At 47.6% G+C, this 19,436-nt stretch carries 12 protein-coding genes and 1 pseudogene; 6 read left to right on the top strand and 7 right to left on the bottom strand.

Features of this window, described 5'->3' with window-relative positions:
• Window positions 1-228 precede the first annotated feature (228 nt).
• The 7 genes from AC4GL5_RS08765 to AC4GL5_RS08795 all read right to left on the bottom strand — a co-directional run bounded on the left by AC4GL5_RS08765 (window position 229) and on the right by AC4GL5_RS08795 (window position 10,710).
• Entirely contained in the window at window positions 229-1,620 is a 1,392-nt protein-coding gene (locus AC4GL5_RS08765; RefSeq protein WP_490382399.1) for a tetratricopeptide repeat protein, read from the bottom strand.
• Between the two features lie 700 nt (window positions 1,621-2,320).
• Window positions 2,321-4,483: a CHASE2 domain-containing protein gene (locus tag AC4GL5_RS08770; protein ID WP_490382400.1), complete on the bottom strand. Its 2,163-nt coding sequence runs from the start codon at window positions 4,481-4,483 to the stop codon at window positions 2,321-2,323.
• 222 nt (window positions 4,484-4,705) lie between these two features.
• Window positions 4,706-6,559, bottom strand: coding sequence for a GNAT family N-acetyltransferase (locus AC4GL5_RS08775; RefSeq protein ID WP_490382401.1), 1,854 nt, complete (start codon window positions 6,557-6,559; stop codon window positions 4,706-4,708).
• Between the two features lie 11 nt (window positions 6,560-6,570).
• Window positions 6,571-7,788 (bottom strand): glycosyltransferase family 4 protein, encoded by a 1,218-nt coding sequence (locus AC4GL5_RS08780; RefSeq protein ID WP_490382402.1) that lies wholly within the window; start codon window positions 7,786-7,788, stop codon window positions 6,571-6,573.
• Between the two features lie 69 nt (window positions 7,789-7,857).
• Complete coding sequence (locus tag AC4GL5_RS08785) at window positions 7,858-9,066, bottom strand: ABC transporter ATP-binding protein (RefSeq protein ID WP_490382403.1); 1,209 nt, start codon at window positions 9,064-9,066, stop codon at window positions 7,858-7,860.
• Window positions 9,056-9,811 (bottom strand): ABC transporter permease, encoded by a 756-nt coding sequence (locus AC4GL5_RS08790; protein WP_490382404.1) that lies wholly within the window; start codon window positions 9,809-9,811, stop codon window positions 9,056-9,058. Before AC4GL5_RS08790 ends, AC4GL5_RS08785 begins: the two co-directional genes overlap by 11 nt.
• A gap of 146 nt (window positions 9,812-9,957) precedes the next feature.
• On the bottom strand, window positions 9,958-10,710 hold the full coding sequence (locus AC4GL5_RS08795; protein WP_490382405.1) for a Crp/Fnr family transcriptional regulator: 753 nt from the start codon (window positions 10,708-10,710) through the stop codon (window positions 9,958-9,960).
• A gap of 311 nt (window positions 10,711-11,021) precedes the next feature.
• Here AC4GL5_RS08795 and AC4GL5_RS08800 point away from each other — a divergent pair, with 311 nt between their 5' ends.
• The 6 genes and pseudogenes from AC4GL5_RS08800 to AC4GL5_RS08825 all read left to right on the top strand — a co-directional run.
• Window positions 11,022-12,725 carry a FecR family protein gene (locus AC4GL5_RS08800; protein ID WP_490382406.1) on the top strand — a complete coding sequence of 568 codons (1,704 nt, stop codon included), beginning with the start codon at window positions 11,022-11,024 and terminating at the stop codon, window positions 12,723-12,725.
• 116 nt (window positions 12,726-12,841) lie between these two features.
• The gene (locus AC4GL5_RS08805) at window positions 12,842-13,642 is read left to right on the top strand and encodes a SapC family protein (protein ID WP_490382407.1); all 801 of its coding nucleotides are present in this window, start codon (window positions 12,842-12,844) and stop codon (window positions 13,640-13,642) included.
• Window positions 13,643-13,913: 271 nt separating this feature from the next.
• The gene (locus tag AC4GL5_RS08810; RefSeq protein WP_490382408.1) at window positions 13,914-15,611 is read left to right on the top strand and encodes a type I secretion system permease/ATPase; all 1,698 of its coding nucleotides are present in this window, start codon (window positions 13,914-13,916) and stop codon (window positions 15,609-15,611) included.
• A 26-nt stretch (window positions 15,612-15,637) separates the two neighbouring features.
• Window positions 15,638-17,173: an HlyD family type I secretion periplasmic adaptor subunit gene (locus tag AC4GL5_RS08815; protein WP_490382409.1), complete on the top strand. Its 1,536-nt coding sequence runs from the start codon at window positions 15,638-15,640 to the stop codon at window positions 17,171-17,173.
• 97 nt (window positions 17,174-17,270) lie between these two features.
• Window positions 17,271-18,710, top strand: a complete 1,440-nt coding sequence (locus tag AC4GL5_RS08820) for a TolC family protein (RefSeq protein ID WP_490382410.1) — start codon at window positions 17,271-17,273, stop codon at window positions 18,708-18,710.
• A 97-nt stretch (window positions 18,711-18,807) separates the two neighbouring features.
• Window positions 18,808-19,436, top strand: a pseudogene (locus AC4GL5_RS08825) (IS30 family transposase); the annotation flags it as partial.

The following is a 19,436-nucleotide window of genomic DNA, read 5'->3' on the forward strand; positions in this document are numbered from 1 at the left end:
ATAATAGACATTTAGCGAAACCATCACAACCCTCAAAGCATCAAAAAAAGAGCCAGATCACACTTGTTTACGCAATCGTTACGCAACGGTTAAACTTTCGATACAAATACCGGTTTCAGCCCGTACATGGCCGACATAACGCCAGGCGTTACATGTCGACCCTATTGGCGAATACACAGGTGGCGAACACACAGGACGACAATACCCACGGACACCCACCACTGGCTGTTAAAACTGCCAGTTAAGGGCCAGGCTGGCTTTTTCCGCCTCATACTCGTAAAGAATAATATTACTGGTTTGCGTCAGTTTTGTTACACTTAATTCCAGATCAAGGTCCGGAGTTAACGGCTGACGCAGCTGTCCGGTTACCTGCAGGCTATATTGATATCGGGCATTGCCCTGATCCAACTGGTCGCTGTAGCCGGTTGCATCCTCGGTTAGGGCATAACGACCACTTAAGCTCCAGAGCCGTCCTGTGTCCTGGCGGTATTGGGCGGCCAAAATCAGATCCCGGACTCTTCTGTCGCCCCCTGTCCGATCATATAAGGCGCGGTTAAAGGCCAAACCCAGCTGGCTATAAAGCATCAGCGCGGGAGACACCTGACATTCGAAGCCGATCTGAAGGCGGTGATCAAGGGCATCCTGATCGTTGTCATCCGGGTAATGCTGGCGGGATAGCCGAATATCACTTTCTATGGCGCAATCGGCCGCCAATGGCTGACGATGCTCCAGCTCCAGATCCACTGATTGATAAAGGCTTGTGTCGTTGTACCAGAATTGTCGTCCGGTCACGCCCCAAGCGAGTGTTCCCTTTAGTTTACGGGCGCGCTTACCTCTTGAGTAATAAAAACGCTTGAAGTGAATATCCAGTTGCTGTTGATCGTGCCGGAATGCCTGCTGTTGCAACCGCGCCTCGGTACCGGTGCGCGTATACAGATTGCCCTGCCAGACTCGCATACCATCTTCAAGCAGGGTGGCGTTTTTAACACTGGCGTTAAGATGAAAGACACTGCCGGAAATAGGCCGACTCTCTTCATCGAGAACCAGTGTGTTACCGTCTCCCAGGGTTAAGCTGGAGAGATCGGCGGCGGTATTGAGATTGCTGTCATATCCGATAGCCGCCGACAATCGGTAGTCCGTGCGGGTAAAACGGCTGGCCCAAAGCTTGTCTCTTGCTTTTAAAAAACGGGCAACATCATCAGGCAAGTCCGTACGCTTGAGCAATTGCCGATTAAGGTCATACGCGGCAAAAGGCTGCCCCAACAGATCCAGCACCTGTGCGTAATTCACTAAGGCATCACCATTGTCCGGTTGTACCATGAGGGTTCGCTCCAGGGTATCCTGAGCATCAGACAAACGGCCTGTATTCAACTCTGCCGTACCCAGTGCGGACAGGAAGTCAGCATGCAAATAACACGTGCTTTTGTAGGGACGCAACAAACTCAGTCGCTTCTCCCAGCGGGAAGCCCGGTCGGGGTCGGTTGCGGTTTGCTGAAAAACCTGCTGAACAATACTCAGGCACTGCTGCTGCGTAAGTTGCTGATAGGGCGCGAAAAACGCGGGGGCAGAATAAACATGGCGAGGAACCAGCAGAAGCGCTAAGGCGAGCAACACCGCCAAAAGATTAGCCGCGGGCTTTAGTGAAGTCTTTAAAGAAAACGAAATAATTCGCCTGAAAAAAAACGGAAAAATTGGTGCCGTTGCGTCTTCTGATACGCGCATTTTCAGTGATTGATGTGACGTTACCAACCAGAACTCCATACTGTTACACGTTTTCTTATCACATCGGCCCGCCAGTTGAATGCGGACATCAACCAAAGGTGAATTTTAAACCCGATGAAAGTTAAACCGGATAGCGTTTAAACGAATTTAAGGCGGGAAACTTTGCAAAAAACCAGCTTCCTGCCAGTGGCGATGCGTATCAAAAAATCAGAATAAGTTATAAACGATTAAAACCTATTTTTTCAAACACCAGAAGCGCTATTTCAAACGCCAGCACACGCTTCATGCCGTGCATACGTCCTGAAGGCGCAGAATTATGCATCAGATAAGCCCAGCCAACCAGACAAAAGTTTGTATTTTTATGTTGTTCAGCTTGCGCTTTGTCAAACCAAGAACAAAACGATTGGTGAGTGTTGCATAATTTAGCGGGTTAATCAGCCTTTAGCTTTTGGATTTGTTAAGTCGGTCACGAGAACATAACGGCTTTGGTTGCTAACCTTATCTTTTTGACCAAAGACTGCTTGGCCATTTTGCCGCTTGCTGCTTTTTGGGCACTAAGGGCCTGGCTTGCTGCTAAAGGCTTTTTGGGTGCTTAAATTTACTTTGTCTTTCCTGCTGCGGACGACTTAAACGTACGGTAGTCAGACAATTGTGCGATGCCCGTTGACGCTTTATACATGCTGTCTGTTACTGAACCATCCGTCTCATCGGCGTCCTGTTCGCTAAAGACACCCGGAACCTGACGACTAAGAGATGCAGAATCAGGCGCAAACAAGGTTTTAGGGCGTAGGCTACCCGGCAATAAAAAGCGCCCGATGTCCTGAACCTCTGTATCAGCAAGATAATGACGAATCTCGGTACTGCAAAGCGTGGGATAAGCCAATTCTTCCGTCATGTGCTGCAAGCCTAAGGCTCTTGTGACGGCATCGCCTAAAATAATGGCGGTTCGGTTTCGTTCAGAACCCAGCTGGCCCTGAATGACATCACCCGCGGCTAAACCTATCCCTAGTCCAAGAGGCTCAGATTCGTCAGCAAGTGCACGCGCAAGCATGGGCTGGATTTGCTGCTGAATCTCAGCGGCGGCGGCCCATGCATTTCGAATAGGCACACCTTTACGGTCGTCATCCGTTTCTAAGGGCCATACCGCTAGTAAAGCATCGGCTTTTAATTCAAATAGAGTTCCCTGATGTTTTTCCAGAATGTGGCTGGCCAATGTAAAAAAGCCATGAAGCAACTGAACGGTATTCTCCGGAGAGCTGTTGCGCTGGAAGGCAGAGAAATTTCTCAGGTCTGCACTCAGGACGACACAGGACATCTGCTCAGCTTTCAGCTGGCCCGAGGGCTGATGAAACGCAATGGCGCTGGCAATATCTTCAGGGAGATAGCTACTCAGATTGTCGAAAAGACGCTGTTTCTCATGCCGGTTGCGCAGATACTCAAGCACCAGCAAGGATAAAGCCGATGCACAGCCCAAAATAGCCTGCTCACTCCAACCCAGCCAAAGCTGATAATTCAGCGCACCCGTATGAATAATCAGGGCAATACCGGGTATCAACAAGGGTGAACTCATGAAGATAGCACGGCTAAATCCATGACGGTGGTCTGCGGAACGGGTCGCCAACACCAGTAAGGCTGAAAAAATCATAACCAGGCTCAGTACGCGATAGAGCCACAAGCCGGAAGGCGTATAAGGGATCGACTGGTCCAGCATACTGACAACGAGACGCGCCTGAATCTCAATCCCGGGTGTTAAACCGCTATAAGGGCTGGGAACAAGGTCTCCCATCCCAAAGGCTGTAGCCCCAACAAGCACCCATCGGTTGTTCAGCAGGTCAGGATCGACACGACCGGCCAAAACATCGGCTGCTGAGACGTAAATAAAGCGCTCCGGGGAATGCTCGTAATTCACACGCATCAGGCCGTTGTTGTCGACAGGGATTGATAACAACGGATAATCCGGGGCCACCAGACGACCCGAAGGCTCCAGAAGGGACGCTGGGTTATGAAATGAGGTTTCCTGGTAAACAAGTCGGTCAATGTTAAGATTATGCAGCATCAGCGACAGTGCTAAAGAGGGGTAAGCCTTGCCATCTGCGCAGACAACAGGTGCCTGAAAACGCACCGAACCGTCATTGGATATATGCGGGGTAATATGGCCGGAGGCAACAGCCTGAGCGCCCTGAGTCATAACGCTTGGGGCATTGGCGAGGTAGCCTCGGGCTTTGGGTGCCAATGGGTAACAGCCAGAAGACATGGCTCCTGACAGCACTCCGGTCCGTATCGCTTTCTGCTCAAGATCAAGAATCGGTATTTGGCCTACAATGGCCTGATTGCTGATTAATGCTCTGTTAAGGAGATCATCTCCGGGCCTGCTTTCAGGAAAGACAAGATCAAAAACCTGGCTTGCAGCGCCATATTCCTGCAAACGGTTCGACAAGTCTGCCAGCGTTTGCCGGGACCAGGGCCAGGCACCCACCTGCTGCAGGCTTTCTTCATCAATCGCAACGATAACAATACGTTCTTCTACCGGACTGGCAGACTCGCTCTCTGTACCGGAGGCGAAAAAACTCATCGACCAGCCAAGGGCTCCGACTCTTTCTTCCAGATTTTTTATGGGTTGACCAAACAAACTCAGCAGCAGCCAGACCAGCACAAAAACCACCAATAAGATAGCAAGACGCGACCCTAGAGGTGATAAGCTGATATTTAATGATAAGGATGGTGGTGCTTTCACACTACCCGATTCAGTTTGGCGTTTCATGTCTGACCTGTCGCATGCTGCGTAAAGCCCCCTGAGGCTTTTCATTTGTTTTTCTGACTGAAAAAACCAAATGAATACATCTTTGAAAACTCAGGGACTGCTAATAATGTTTACAATTGTAACTCCTTGCAGATTATCTGAAGTGACCACCATCACATGGTCAGGCAGACAGTCGCAATACTGCGCATCTTGAGACAGGGCTGAGTCAGCTGACACTCATGCCTAACGAAAATCAGTATCCCCCCCAAGCATCCAACAGCGTCCCTGAATTGCTTCAGTAAGCGGGGCATCCAGCTCCTTTGATGGCAAAGCCATGTAGCCCACAGGGTCAATACTTTGCTGGCCGCTGCGATGAAGGCTTTCAGCCTGTCTTTTCAGCTCGTCAACCGCCAAACGGGTCCCCCAGGCGGTTGTTTTTTTAAGGTTGATACTCAAGGCGTAATTGATAATGCCTGAAATGAGTTTAATTCGGGCATCTGCGTGCTCACCCACTTTTGCCAGATCCAGAATTTCTAAACAGTCTTCTTCTATCCGGATAACAGCCACGGCCTGTAGTCGCCACCAGCGAAAGAGCCGGATGACATGATAACCTTTGCCATTAGGTGCCGCTGTGAGGAAACGCTGTTTCCAGTATTCTGAGCTTTTCTGTAACCAGAAGGTCTGTTCCGGTTCTTCCATAATAGGCTTTAAACGGTTGCACCACTCCCAGTCTTTTACTTCGTGGCAAGGTTGACAGCTTACTTTCCAGCTGACACCCATGGGACTGTAAACGTTCTGACACTGCCAATAGCCCAAGGCATCACCTTGTCGATACAAGCCCAGCCTTATGCCCAGCTGCAAGGCCCGATCCGTTGGAAAACCGTAAGCAAATTGATAGATTCGCCCGGAGCCAAGCTGCTCTTTAAGAAACAATCGGCTGATGCGTAGAAAAACGCCCTGTCCTCGGGTCGCAAACCGATGCTCCGGGGCAACCATAACATCACCTTGCTGCGCGCAACTGATCAGCTGCCCTTGCCAATATCCCTGACGATGCATGGCTCCGTAATAGCCTACGATTTGGCCTTGAGTGGTTTCAGCAAGTGCGCCAGCCTGTGGCTGCGAGCCATATTTCTTCAACCACCAGTCATCGGGTACAGCCTGACCAAAGACTTTAGCAAACAACTGCCCCAGTGCCGGGCCATCTTCCGGCAAGCTGTAACGCTCCTGAATTTGTGCCCCTGCACGTATACCGGCACCGGAATCAGCTGGTTTTAATGCAGAGATTCGCGACACGCGCTTTTCTGCCGGAGGACACGGGTAGATTCGTTCAGGCCGGACAGGTGTAACCAGTCGATACGCTTCGGCATAATGACCTGAAGAGGCCATGGCTCCTGACAACAAACTGCGGTAAGCAGCCAAAGCTTCCATTGCCCGGAGATAATCTCCGCAACTTAAGGCTGTTTTATGGCTCGACAGAGCCTCAATTTTTCTTGACCATACGTCCGTTACACTGAGGATGTGGGTTGCCGGCAGCGGCGACCATACCTCATAGAAAATCACCTGCCGAGGCTGTTCAGTAAGGTATCCGTAATCATCCGTCCCGTTTGCAATATCGAGCACCCTTTTACCAAGCACGGCGTGATCAGGGTGCAAATCCCTCAACCAAGGCGCTAACACCGTTGTTGGTAAATAGGATTGCATTATCTGATAAATTCGTCGGGGCAGATCAGGAGCACTATCAAGAGCACCATCCGGCAAACGCCAATACTCTTTTGTAAAGGCTCCACCCAGATGATCCAAAGCTTGACGGAACTCTTCTATCCTCTGCTCGCCTGCGCCCTCCGGTAACCCTCCGGCACCTGATGCGTCGCTGACTAACACCAAGTGAACAGGAACGCTCAGGTCGCTCAGCTTGGCTAAAAGCCCGCCACAACCAATCGTTTCATCGTCCGGGTGAGGGACAAAAACCAGCACTTTCTCCATTTGAGAAAGATCCAGGGGTATAGGCATCTGTAGAGGAGCCAAATTTTCATCGGTCACCGGCGCAGATTTTTCAGGCTGGAATGTCATCTCGCGCTGCACTTGTGTCTCGCTCAAAAAAAGGCTCCTTAAAGTCGGCTTAAGCGTTGTTCATACAGATCAGCCAGATCTGACCATTCAGGCCACTCTCCGGCTTGCTGTAGTGACTTTTCCCGCCAGTATTGATGATGGGCATTACTGCCCAGTATTTCTGCCATTTTTGCCGCAAGGCGCTGCACGACACGCACCCTCTCATCGGCATCTCTCACTGGATCAGGATCTGAAATAGGGATCAGGCATGCCCCTAAACCCAAGACCTCACCACTGCCACCACTGGCAGGAACAATAGCGGGCAAACCGGCTGCAAGCGCTTCCCGATTGGCCTGACCGAACGATTCAACCGGACAGGTACTGACATAAAGATCAGCCGCACCGAGTGACCAGTTAATATCGTCCTGAAAACCGATAATCGGCCTATGAGACAACTTTAGCTTTTCAGCGAGAGCAATCAGTTCAGAGCCGTCACCACCACCCGCTACAATGACTTGCGCAGCAATATTATGATGGTGCTGAAGATGACCGGCTGCTTCTATCAACAGTGAAAAACCTTTAACCGGAGCAATTCGCCCGGCTGCGAGAATAACAGGTGCCGCCTGTTCCAGAGGCAAGCCAAAATAACGGTGTGCTGCAATACGACTACAGGGCTGAACGGTAGGCCGCCCATACCCCATCACGTGGAAGTTATCGGGAGTCGCTGTCAACCCAAGATCCCGCAATAAGGCATCTCTTGCGACGTATGAGGGTGCAAATACGGCATCAGCACGCTTTAGCAGATAACGTTCTAGCGCCATAAAACGGCGAAATGTTTTAGCACCGATCTTTAAACCATCTTTACTGACAGCCCAGGCGTAACTGCCAAGCCCGTGCTCAGAGATAATAAGTTTAAAAGGACGTGCCATGCGTTTTTTACGCAACACGCCCAGATGGATACCTGCAGCCAACCAGGGATCATGCACCCAAACATGAGTAAAGCCCTCTGAAATGGCTCGGTTGGCTGCACTCATTCCCTGAATAAGCCGCTCGGCAATCGCCGGTGTCAGGCTGCCAAAGATAAACCCAAGATAACTCTGAAAGCGTGGCTGCCATTTCTGATGCACCAAGGCTGTAGCGCTCTGGTCGTAATACTCGACAAAATGTCCTTTTGTCACCAGATGATCCAACACGGGCTGTAAGGTTCGGCCCAAACCATAGTGGCGATCAGCGGCTGTCTCCCGAGTGACGATAAGCAATTTCATTACACTGCTCATATTTATCCTGATTTTAGCAATTCAACCCACGAACCACTTGATGATCAAACAATCATGCACGTTAGTCCGCTATCCCCAGCGTCTCGGGAGATGAAATATGCCCTGCTCCAAACCATAGGCGGCAGAATCCATTTTGAAGCATGCCGCTGGTATTTGCTGGTCATAAAACATAATACCCTGCTCACAAAGCAGGTAAACTTCGACCCAATATTCTCCCTTGAGTAAAGGGAGTTCCGGAAAGAGCAAGGTTATTTGCTTATCGTTTTGAGCGCTCTTCAAAGCGGGGTTATCAATATGCGACCCGGCGCTGGCAATGAGCTTTCCATCAGAAGCATGCAGAGTCACGGCAACGGATGGCCTCGGATATTGGTCACCGCCATGCCATGAAACATCGACCTGCAAACTGCTCTGACCTGTGACACCTAATGGAATCTTAGTTTGAGTGGCAGGCTGTTTATCCAGGGCAACCTGGACACTTCGGAACTGCGGCCGCGCACTATCGGGAACCACATCAGGGGCCGGGAGTTCCGAATCATTCTGGCCAATACCGTAAAGATACCCCTCATATTGATGGATAACCTCTGCGGGAGCTCCCTGAGCAATGACTTCCCCCTGATGCAACCAAAGAGCACGATTACAGATCGCTTCAATCTGATAGAGATTATGAGAGCAAAAAAGTATTGTTTTTCCTGACTCTTTCAGCTGCATAATACGGTCGAATGATTTTTTGGCAAAAGCGCCATCACCAACACTCAAGGCCTCATCGACAATCAGAATATCCGGATCAACGCACACGGCAACGGCAAAGGCTAAACGAACAAACATTCCGCTGGAGTAGGTTTTAACCTGCTGATCTATTGCGTCTCCGATTTCAGAGAACGCATGAATTTCTTCAAAGCGCCTCTCAAGCTCTTTCCGGCCAAGCCCGAGAATTGCCCCATTCAGAAACACATTTTCTCGACCGGTGAATTCAGGGTTGAAACCGGAACCCAACTCTAAAAGCGCTGCAATTCGGCCTTTAACTTTAAGATCACCACTGGAAGGCTGAAGCGTGCCACATATCAGTTGCAAAAGTGTCGATTTACCTGCGCCATTGCGCCCCAAAAGGCCAATCACTTCGCCCTGACCTACGGTTAAACTCATGGGCTTAAGTGCGGTAAAGCTGGCGGACTTTTGCTTGATAAACGGCAAAGATTCCAGCAATCGATCCGATGGTTTTTGATAGAGCCGGTATGTTTTACCAACATCTTTGAGCTCAATAATAGAATCAGAGGACATCTGAAAACCCCCGACGTAATTTTTTAAACAAGAGCCCCCCCAACAGAGCTGTCAAAAAAGACAAAAAACCATATACCCCTAAGGAAAAAAGGTCTGGCCATGCACTTCCCAAAAACACGGTTCTGGAAAACTCAATAATGAGCGTTAGTGGGTTCAGATAAATCCATTCCTGAGCCCATTCCGGCAGCATAGATACAGGGTAAAAGACCGGGGATAAGAACATGAGCGGCGCTGTAAGAATCGTCACAATATGCTGGGCATCAGTGAAATACACGCCCAAGGCCGACAACCCCAAAGCCAAACCAAGCAACAAAGGAACAAAAAGCAGCAGTAAAAGGGGGAGATATAAGAAGTTTTCCGGCAGGGAGCCTGTCATTAAAAACACGCCAACTGAAAGAACAACCAAGCTAATTAGCGCCTGAAACCCTGAAGACAAGATCACAATCCAGGGTAGCAAGTGCAAGGGAAAGACCACTTTTTTCACTAGATTAGGCTGGGTCGTTATTATTCCGGGCGACCGGGTAATAACGTCAGCAAAAAAAGTAAAGAATATAAGCCCGGCAAAAAGGTTCAATGCGAAGTACAGACCATCACTTTCACTGGTCTCGGCACCCGGCCAGCGAGCCTGAAATACCGACTGAAAAACAAATGAATATACCACCAGCATTAGAATAGGGGTAATAATAGCCCACCCCATTCCGAGCCAGGAGCCACGGTAACGCTGCAATATATCACGCTGCGTCATCTGAAGAAGGAGACCGGCATGCTGCTTAGGCCAATAAAAGGCTATCACGGTATTTTACCTCAAAATAAAAACCTCGACTGCCTAAATTTCTGCACGGCACCTAGACAAACGAGCGATGTAACGTTTTTAAAATTATGATGGGTTATCTAGTCATCACCATAAGCTAGCTGAAAAAGAGCTTCTGGCTTTTTTATCAGCAAACTGCTCGAACCATTTCGCTGAACCAAGCCATCTGCCTGCAATGCCTGGAAAACCCGGGTAACCGTCTCCCGACTTGTATTCAGCATGATGGCCATTTCCTGGTGTGTCGGAGGGTAAGCTATATCAATACATCCATCCTCAGTAACCTTGTGTGACTGACACGATCTACTGCCTTCACCAGGCTCAATCCGTTCACTAAAACCATTTTCAATTCCGGCAAGCTGCACCAACTGTCTGTATATTCGGTGAGGGATACTGTTCAAAGAAAGTATCGCTCTTTGCTTGGTGTGTTCTGAAACCCTCTTGGCTAACCGCGCGCTAAGCCCTTGAATGAGCGGGCGTGTCTCATACATAATTTGACTGACGGCAGCATTAGGCAGCAGTACGACCTGAGACTTGGCCAGGGCAACAACAAACTCTGGGTTTGATTGCTCTCCAAAAAGCCCTACTTCACCACAAAAATCTCCGGGGCGAACAAAATAAAGACCAACTTCCCGACCATCAAGGGTGAAATCTACACCTTGCAAGCTGCCTTCAAACAAAAAACAAAGATTTGATTCCTGCTCTCCGGGATCGATGACCACCTCGCGCCTAGAATAACGCTTCAATACGGATTGAGCAGCCAGTTCCGTTAAGGCAGCATCAGGAAGGTCACGAAGTATACTGAAGCCTTTCAAAATCTCTACAGAGACAGCCATATATTCCTCATTGCTGACCTTAAAACAGGCAAAACACGCCTGGCCATTTCAGGCCAAGATAACTACTGAGACTGTAAAACCGGGGGGAGGCTATTGTAAGCACATATTTCTCCTATTTCATGTGACTACCATCACTCAATCAGAATAGGTACGTGATAACATGACCTGATAATAAATAAACTCCGTTTATTGAAGTTGTAAGCGGTCTTTGCTAGCCAGAATTCACTTCAATTCGGCGTTATCGTACTTGATAACAGTTAAAGGCCCCCCATATCAGGCTCAGACCATTACTGAGAATCCAGGTGATCATTATGCAGCGTATGGAATCTTTGCGCTTTAAATGCAGCAAACAACACCAGCCAAGAACCCATCGCCCGATAATTAAGCTGGTTATGGCCTTGACAGGATTGCTCTATGCCCTTTCCGCAGCGGCGGCTTATCCTCCGACTGATAGCAAGCCTGCCAGCAGTCAGAAATCAATAGGCACTATTACTCTTGCCTTGGGCAAATCAATCATTGAAAAACCGGATGGTAAGCAACGAAAAGCAGCCAGCAATGATCAGCTCTATCCGGGAGATACTTTGATCACATTTTCAAGCGGTTATCTGCATCTAAAATTTGTGGATAATGCACTGCTTAGTATGCGTCCGGAAAGTACGCTTTCTATTGACACTTATAACTATGACCCTGATTCGCCGGAAAAAAGTGCTGTTCGTTTCAACCTGAAAGAGGGGATGGCCCGCTCTGTTTCAGGCAGTGCGGCAAAACAGGATCACCAGAAATTCCGTTTAAATACCCCCCTCGCAGCCATTGGTGTTCGTGGAACTGATTTTACGGTACTGGCCGATGATGAACGAGTGAGAACCTTTGTTAGTGAAGGCGCCATTGTTGTTTCTCCTTTTTCGAACGAGTGCCAAAGCCTGTCCCTGGGGCCTTGCGCTAAAGGTGGCGTCGAGCTAAAGGGCAACAGCAATTTGCTGGTTGAGCTGGACGCAGTTTCTGCACGACCACAGCTTCTGAAAGTTGGACTTGAATCTCAGCCTACATCCAGCCTTTTGATGAATGATACTCTGATCGCTCAGCTGAACCGGTCACCTGACCAAAGGGCTCTCGATCCAGGTGAAGACCTTCAACAAAACACTCGCATTGCGAGCTCCGAAAAAACTACTTCGCAAGATGAAGCATCACCTAAACATCCAGATACGCTAACGGTCTCAGCAATAACAGCTGAAACAGCTGAAACAGCTGAAACAGCTGGCGAACAGGGGGCGGATAACACCCTACTGTCAATGAATACTGAACAATCCGAGAGTTCGCTGAAAGATGGTAATTTATTAATTGCTTCACGAAATGATACAGGTGCGGAACTGGGGAATTTAAATACTGAAGGAGAATCGGTAGCCGTTCAGTTTGGGAGTAATAATGAAATTGGCACCGATATTATCCCAAAAGAGCTGGAGGGTATTACTGTTCCGGAAGGTGTTCTTTGGAGCTTCACTCCGCCTAAGGCACCGGGCCGCTTCCTAGCACCAGATTTTATCTACACAGAAGCTCAGATTGCGGCTGGTATCGATAGCGGTACTATTGACAAGCATAAGATATTTGCCAATGAGCAGTTTGCTTTCTACCGCCCTGATGAACTCTACGATACGATCAACCCAATCCGTCCAAACCAAGGGTCTGTTGGTTTTCAGTTACAGCAGGCGGCTGCTTTTTACTATGCCAAAGGGGAGCAGTTTAATCTGAACTTTAACAGCGGAAAACTATTGATCGACTTTGAAAATGGCAAATTTTCAACTGCTCTTCAGATGAGCCACAAGGAAACAGGCCAAATAAGCTTTAGCTCATCTGGCGATGTGACCCCAGAAGGACTTTTTAGCAGGCAGCAGGCTGACCATTCAATTTCAGGGGCTGTTAGCTTAGATACTAAAGAAGCAGGTTACTATTTTGAACAATCCATCCCTCATTTAGAAAGTCAAATTAATGGGGTGACGACATGGCAATCAACGGAATGAATGTGACTCCAAAGACACTTTTTATTAGTCAGAAAGCATATATCAGCTGAGCTCTTTAAAGCTGTCCTGAGACTTTATTCGTTTTAACTTTTATTATTTTTAAATTAGAGGATATCATGGCTCGTTACGTTCCTATCTCTCAGCAAACCCATCAAACCGCAGGTTGGAATCTTATATCTGATTACAGTTTTGCAAAAGGGGATGCTCTAGTCCCTGTTTCAGTCGCTGAGATACATCAACTCATACCGCGCTATTCCTTAGCATTTTATCGTTCATCCGAGAATGATCCTATGCAGTTGGTGGCGATCCAAGGGCTGTATCCTGGTCAGAATCTATTTGTTACAAATCAGGGCCAGTGGTTGGGTGGGTATACTCCTGCAGTATACCGTGGATTTCCTTTTCGTATGATTCCAATACAGGGCACTGATAAATCAGCACTCTGTATTGATGAAGAAAGCGATAATTTTAAGGAGTCACTTGAGGAAGAATCCCAGCCTTTATTTAAAGCTGATGGAGAACTCTCTGATCTTGCAGTCAAGGTAAAAGACTTTTTAGTCGCACAAAGCCTTCAGCGCTCGAAAACAGAATCGCTTGTTTCACTGCTGGATGAATATGGCGTTATTCAACCTTGGTATATTAAAGTTGATGGACTGCCCGAAACAATTGAACCTCACAGCGGCCTATTTCACATCAGTGAAGAAAAACTGAAAGAACTTTCCCCAGAAGGATTAAAAGTCCTGAGTCTTCGCGGTGCTCTGGGTCTTGCCTATGCACAGATGATGTCTGAAGCCAGAATGCAGGAACTGGCCAGACTCTTTGACCTTCATGCACAACATGCGAAAAACCAATCGGAAGTCGGTGACCTTGATCTTGAGAAGGTATTTGGTGATGAGGATGACTCATTGCTGCGTTTCTAATTGCTAGCAATGTTAATCAGGGTTCGGTTGCAGTGCTTTTGTATGTAGTCCTTGTACAAAACAAGCAACAATTTCTTTTCCGCGAAGATATCCATGCTACTCCTGATAACCATCATGAACAGGCTGTTACAAGCTTTGCTTAAGCGTCCGGTAAATTCGGGTCACTTAAGCAAAGCTGATCAGTCCTATTATTGGTATGTGTTTTTCTAAAACTCTACACACTAATAATCCAAGACATTAACGGCCTAAATTCTTTATAAGAGAGCGATCAATGAGTGTTGAAAGCGTAGCAAGCGACTTAAAAGATGCTTTGCGTGCCAGTAAAAAAGGCTTTATCGCCGCAGGTTTTTTCAGTCTTTTTATTAATGTTCTGATGCTGACGGCTCCTCTTTATATGCTTCAGGTTTATGACAGGGTTGTCGCTGCTCGCAGCTTTGACACGCTTGTCTACCTAACCATAATTATGGTGAGTATGTTTGCAATTATGGGGCTTCTTGAGTGGATCCGATCACGAATCTTAGTTCGTGTGGGTAATCAACTTGATCAGGCTTTAAGCCCAAGAATCTACTCTGCGATGTTTGAACAGGGCATACGTCAGCCCAGTAGTCGCAATGCGCAACCTCTGTCAGACCTATCATCTGTGCGTCAATTTATGACAGGCAACGGTTTATTTGCCTTCTTTGACGCTCCATGGATGCCGATCTATATCGGTCTGCTATTTGTTTTTCACCCCGCTTTTGGCTGGTTCGCAATAGCGGCTGGCATTATTTTGTTTTGTGTTGCGGTGATCAATGAAAAAAGTACCCGCAAACCCATATCCGAAGCAGGCGGAGAAAATATCAAGGCACAGAACCTCGCAAACAGTAATATTAGCAACTCAGAAGTGCTTCACGCGATGGGTATGCTTCCGGCTATTATGGGGCGCTGGTATAAGCAGCATCTTGAGGTTTTATCCAAGCAAACAGTCGCTAGTGATAAAGCAGGTATTTTCTCCAACCTGAGTAAAGTTTTGCGCATGGTTTTCCAGTCTATGATTCTGGGCCTCGGTGCTTACTTTGTGATCAATAATGAGATGAGCCCTGGAATGATGATTGCGGGTTCTATTTTGATGGGGCGCGCTCTGGCACCTCTGGATCTTCTTATTGGTACTTGGTCTGGTTTCAACAATGCTCGAACCGCTTATAGCCGACTGAATCAACTGCTGCTTGCAATCCCTAAAGGTGAGCGCAAAATGACTTTGCCTAGCCCTGAAGGAAAACTGATTGTTGAGAATGTACACGCTATTCCCCCTGGCTCTAAGGCTCCAGCCTTGAAGGGTGTGTCATTCACTGTAGAACCGGGCAGCCATGTAGGAATTGTGGGCCCAAGCGCTGCCGGTAAGTCTACCCTTTCCCGAATTATTTTAGGCCTTTGGCCGGTTGCTAATGGCGTGGTCAGACTCGACGGAGCGGATATTAACCACTACAACCGTGATGAGCTGGGCCCTCACTTAGGCTATTTACCTCAGGATATCGAGCTTTTTGATGGCTCTATCAGCGAGAATATAGCCCGATTTGGTGATGTCGATCCTGTCAAAGTTGTTGAAGCTGCTAAAAAAGCTGGCGTTCACGAGATGATTCTTCAACTCCCGGATGGTTATGACACAGTAATCGGAAGTACGGTAGGGGCTCTTTCCGGGGGGCAGCGGCAGCGTATCGGCCTTGCTCGGGCAATCTATGGACAGCCTAGATTCATTGTTTTGGATGAGCCTAATTCAAATCTGGATGATCAGGGAGAAGCGGCTTTAGTTCAGGCAATGCAGATCCTGAAAAAGGAAGGCGCGACTGTTCTGGTCGTTAGCCATCGACCTTCGATCCTTAAAAACATTGATCAGCTACTTGTGCTGAAAGACGGCGCTATGCAGATGTTTGGTAACAGAGATGATGTGATGCAGGCTTTGGCCCAGCAGAAACAACAGGCAGCATCGTAAATTTCTAACTTTATCTGAGAGTGATCATGAAGAAATCAGTGATTGAGCCGCCTAAATCAAAAGGTGCATCTGAAGCAACAGATAAAAATGCAGCGCCAGACAAACAAAATAACTCTGATGAGAAGGCATTAAAACGTGGCGCGACAATAACGCCGGATAAAGGTAATGCTAAGCCCTTGGCTAAAATAAACCCTGCCAAAGTACCTCAGGATCAGGCAAAACCCGGCAAAACGCATTCTGATAATCTGCCAAATGCAGAGATTCAGTCTGTACCAATTAACGATCGTACTTATATTGTCCTGGGTATTGCGATTTTAATCCTGAGTTTGGGTACGTTCAGCTTATGGGCCGCATTTGCACCTCTGAGCAGTGCTGTTATTGCACCCGGGGAAGTTGTTGTCGACTCCTATCGAAAGTCGATTCAACACCTTGAAGGTGGTCTTGTGGATAATATTTTTGTCCGCAATGGTGATCTGGTTCAGGCAGGTGATCCGTTAATACAACTGGACCAAACTACTTGGTTAGGCGAATCAGAAAGTAATCGCAAACGTATGTTTAGTAACCTTGTTCAGCTTGAAAGGTTACGTAGTGAGCAAATGCTTACAGACGAGTTGGTTTTTAGTGACGAAGTTATTGATGCCGCCAGGAATGACAAGGATTTGGCCGATGTATTAAAGCAGAATCGCCAGCTGCACAAAGCTCGTGTTTCCGCACATCGCCAAGAGCAGCAGGCACTGAAATCACGCTCAGCACAGGCTCTTGAGCAGATTGAAGGTCTGAAAGACCAACAGGCAATTGTTAATGAGCAAATAGCATTACTTGAAAATGAGTATGAAGCTTATACAACCCTGCTGAATGAACGCTTGGGCGATGGCCAGCGAGCTCGTGAGCTTAATCGTCAGATACTTAGTTCTAAAAATGAGGCTGCTCGGTTGCAATCAGAGATTGCGCGCATTCAACTCGTCGCGGCTGAATACAATGTACAGCTCATCAATAACCGTCAAAATTACCTGAAAGATATTGGTGAACGTATTCAGTCAGCTCAAGCTGAATATTTTGATACTCAGGAGCGCTATCGGATTTCACAGGATCGGCTGAAACGAGCAACGATCCGAGCACCTGAATCAGGATATATCGTTGATCTGCAGGTACATACTATCGGTAGTGTCGTTCGTCCCGGTGAAACCCTGATGGATCTGGTCCCTGGGCAAGACAAGTTTGTGGTTGAAACGAAAGTTGCAACTAACGATATCAACAGTATTTTCCAAGGACAAAAAGCAGATATCCGATTCTCTGCATTCAATCAGCGAACGACAAAGGTTATTGATGGTGAAGTCGTTAATATTTCAGCCGACCGGCTCATTGATGAGAAAAGTGGTCAACCGTATTATTTGACTCGTATCAAAGTTACGGAAAAAGGCCTTAAGGACATGAATGAAGACATGAACCTTATCCCTGGCATGCCAGCTGAGGTTATGATCCGCAGAGAAGATCGTACGCTTTTCAGCTACCTGATAAAACCTATCGCAGACAGCTTCGCTCGAAGTTTCCGAGAGAAATAATTAGATTTGTAGAACAGAGCCTTATGTAGGCTCTGGAATTGCAAGAATATACTGCGCCTATATTAAGGCGCAGTTTGCATATTGGAGTATTTTCACCATGCTTTTACCCCTTGCCGGTAAGATACACAAAACACCAAATACGCCGACATTACACGATAATTCAAGCAGGCATTCATCCGGTATTTCTCGATACATCAATGGGGTGCTGGCCAGTACCTTAATATGCCTCACTACGTCGTCTTTCGCAGCAGAACTATCTTTTCAGGATGCCGTCAAAGCTGCTCTTGAATATGACTCTCAATATAGTGCTGCCAAAGCAACGTATGACTCAGAAAAAGAAGAGGTCGCAATATCAAGAAGCAGATTGCTACCCAGTTTAGACCTTACGGCTCGATATAGCTACGAGGACTCAAGTAACATCTACACTGATCGGGACAGTGACTATTATAACCCGGATCAGGAGCGTTCAAAGGGAGAACTGGACGATACCTATTGGAGAGTATCCTTGACTCAACCCCTGCTGGATATAGGGGCATACCGAAGCCTTCGTGCCAGTGAAGCCGCAGTTGAAGCAGCCAGATTCAGGCTGTCTGAAGCTGAACAAAGCTTGGTGTTTCGAACGACAGAACGTTATCTGGCAGTGCTCTATAACGCCCAGATGGTTTATCTGAATCGCAACATTCATGAAGCGCTTTCATTGAAATACCAGCAAGCCGAGCGCCGGGCAAGCCTTGGAGTCGGCGATGAGTTGGAGTTGCTTGAACTGGAAGCTCGTCGAGATCTGGCTCAGACAGACTACCTGAAAGCCAAAAGTGATCTTGAAGATGAGCAAAAGAAACTCAGAATCATCACAGGACAGGACTTCACCCCCTCAGAGATTTGGGTAGCTCAGGCGCATACTATTGACCTACCGGTTATGACTGAGTCTGAAGAGGATATTCTTGCATCAGCTACCAATAACAAACTATACCAGGAAAGTCTCGCTAACCTTAAACAGACATCCTTGATGGAGAGTGCAAACAGGGCTGGGTACTACCCAACGCTATCCCTTAGTCTGGATTATAGCGAGCGCGATTCTGACGATCCTTTCAGGGAAAGCGAAGCCTTTACAGCTGCAGTCAATTTAAACCTCAATCTGTATGGCGGGGGTAAGACCAGTGCCTATATTCGCCAAGCAACAGCGAGGGTAAATGCTCAGAAGGCTAAAAAAGATGGTGTACTTGCTGACTCTGAACAAAAAATTAGCCTTGCCTATGCCCGTAAGAAAAACCTGGAAGAAAGACTGATCGCCCTAAAAAGATCGATTCAATCCAGTGAACGCTATCTCCAGGCTGCTGAGAGAGGCAGAGATTTGGATCTACGCAGTCAAATAGATGTATTGGATGCCCGCACTCAAACTTTAGATGTTAAGTTAAGACTGGCTGAAGCTCTGAATGAGTATTTACTGGCAGATCTGCAACTTCAATATCAATCAGGTCAACTTAACAGAAGTTATGTAGAGTTTTATGACACTCTCTTTGCGACCAATGGTAATTAAAATCACTTAGCAGCCAATTCTGATTGCAACACCTAATCCAATATCGGATAAGGTGTTGTTATGACCTAAAAAACTCAACATATAGGAGCGTGCTACTATTCAAATTGGCTTGCTCAACAACCTCAGCCTGCGAAGTATTCGCTCGTCTCATTGATCGAAGCCTATCCACCATCAGTCAAGAGATTCGTCGGAATCAGCTCTATGATGAGAGATATGTAGGGCAAAAAGCCCAGATTAACCGCTTGGCTCGAAGAGCCGCATCCCGACCCGTTAAAAAAATAGATCAGGGTAATGAACTACTTAAACTCGTAGTCTTAATGTTGCGTCATAAGTTCTCACTACAACAGCTTGTAGATAATCTAAGACGTATGACGTTACTCGGATTATGTTTGTCGAGAGACAATTTACAACACAATCTAAGCACTGCCTGTCGGTGAGCTGCGCAAAGAGCTGATTCATTGTTTATGGCAAGGCAAAACGACCCTGAAGGCGTTGATTGCAGAGGTCAGATCCCTGACATGGTCAGCATCCTTCTTCGGCTTCCAGAGCTTGAAGATCGCCTGATGTCGGTTCACTGGAAAGGCGATCTCATCAAGGGTAAAAAATGCATCTGCTGTCGGAGCACCGGTTGAATGAACCAGCGGTTATCTCATAGAGATCAAAACGAACAACGCAGCAGCCACACCTGCTGTTGAAAGCTTCAGCGCCGCCTTAAATGGAAGACCC

The sequence above is a fragment of the Oceanospirillum sp. genome (genome assembly GCF_982874595.1).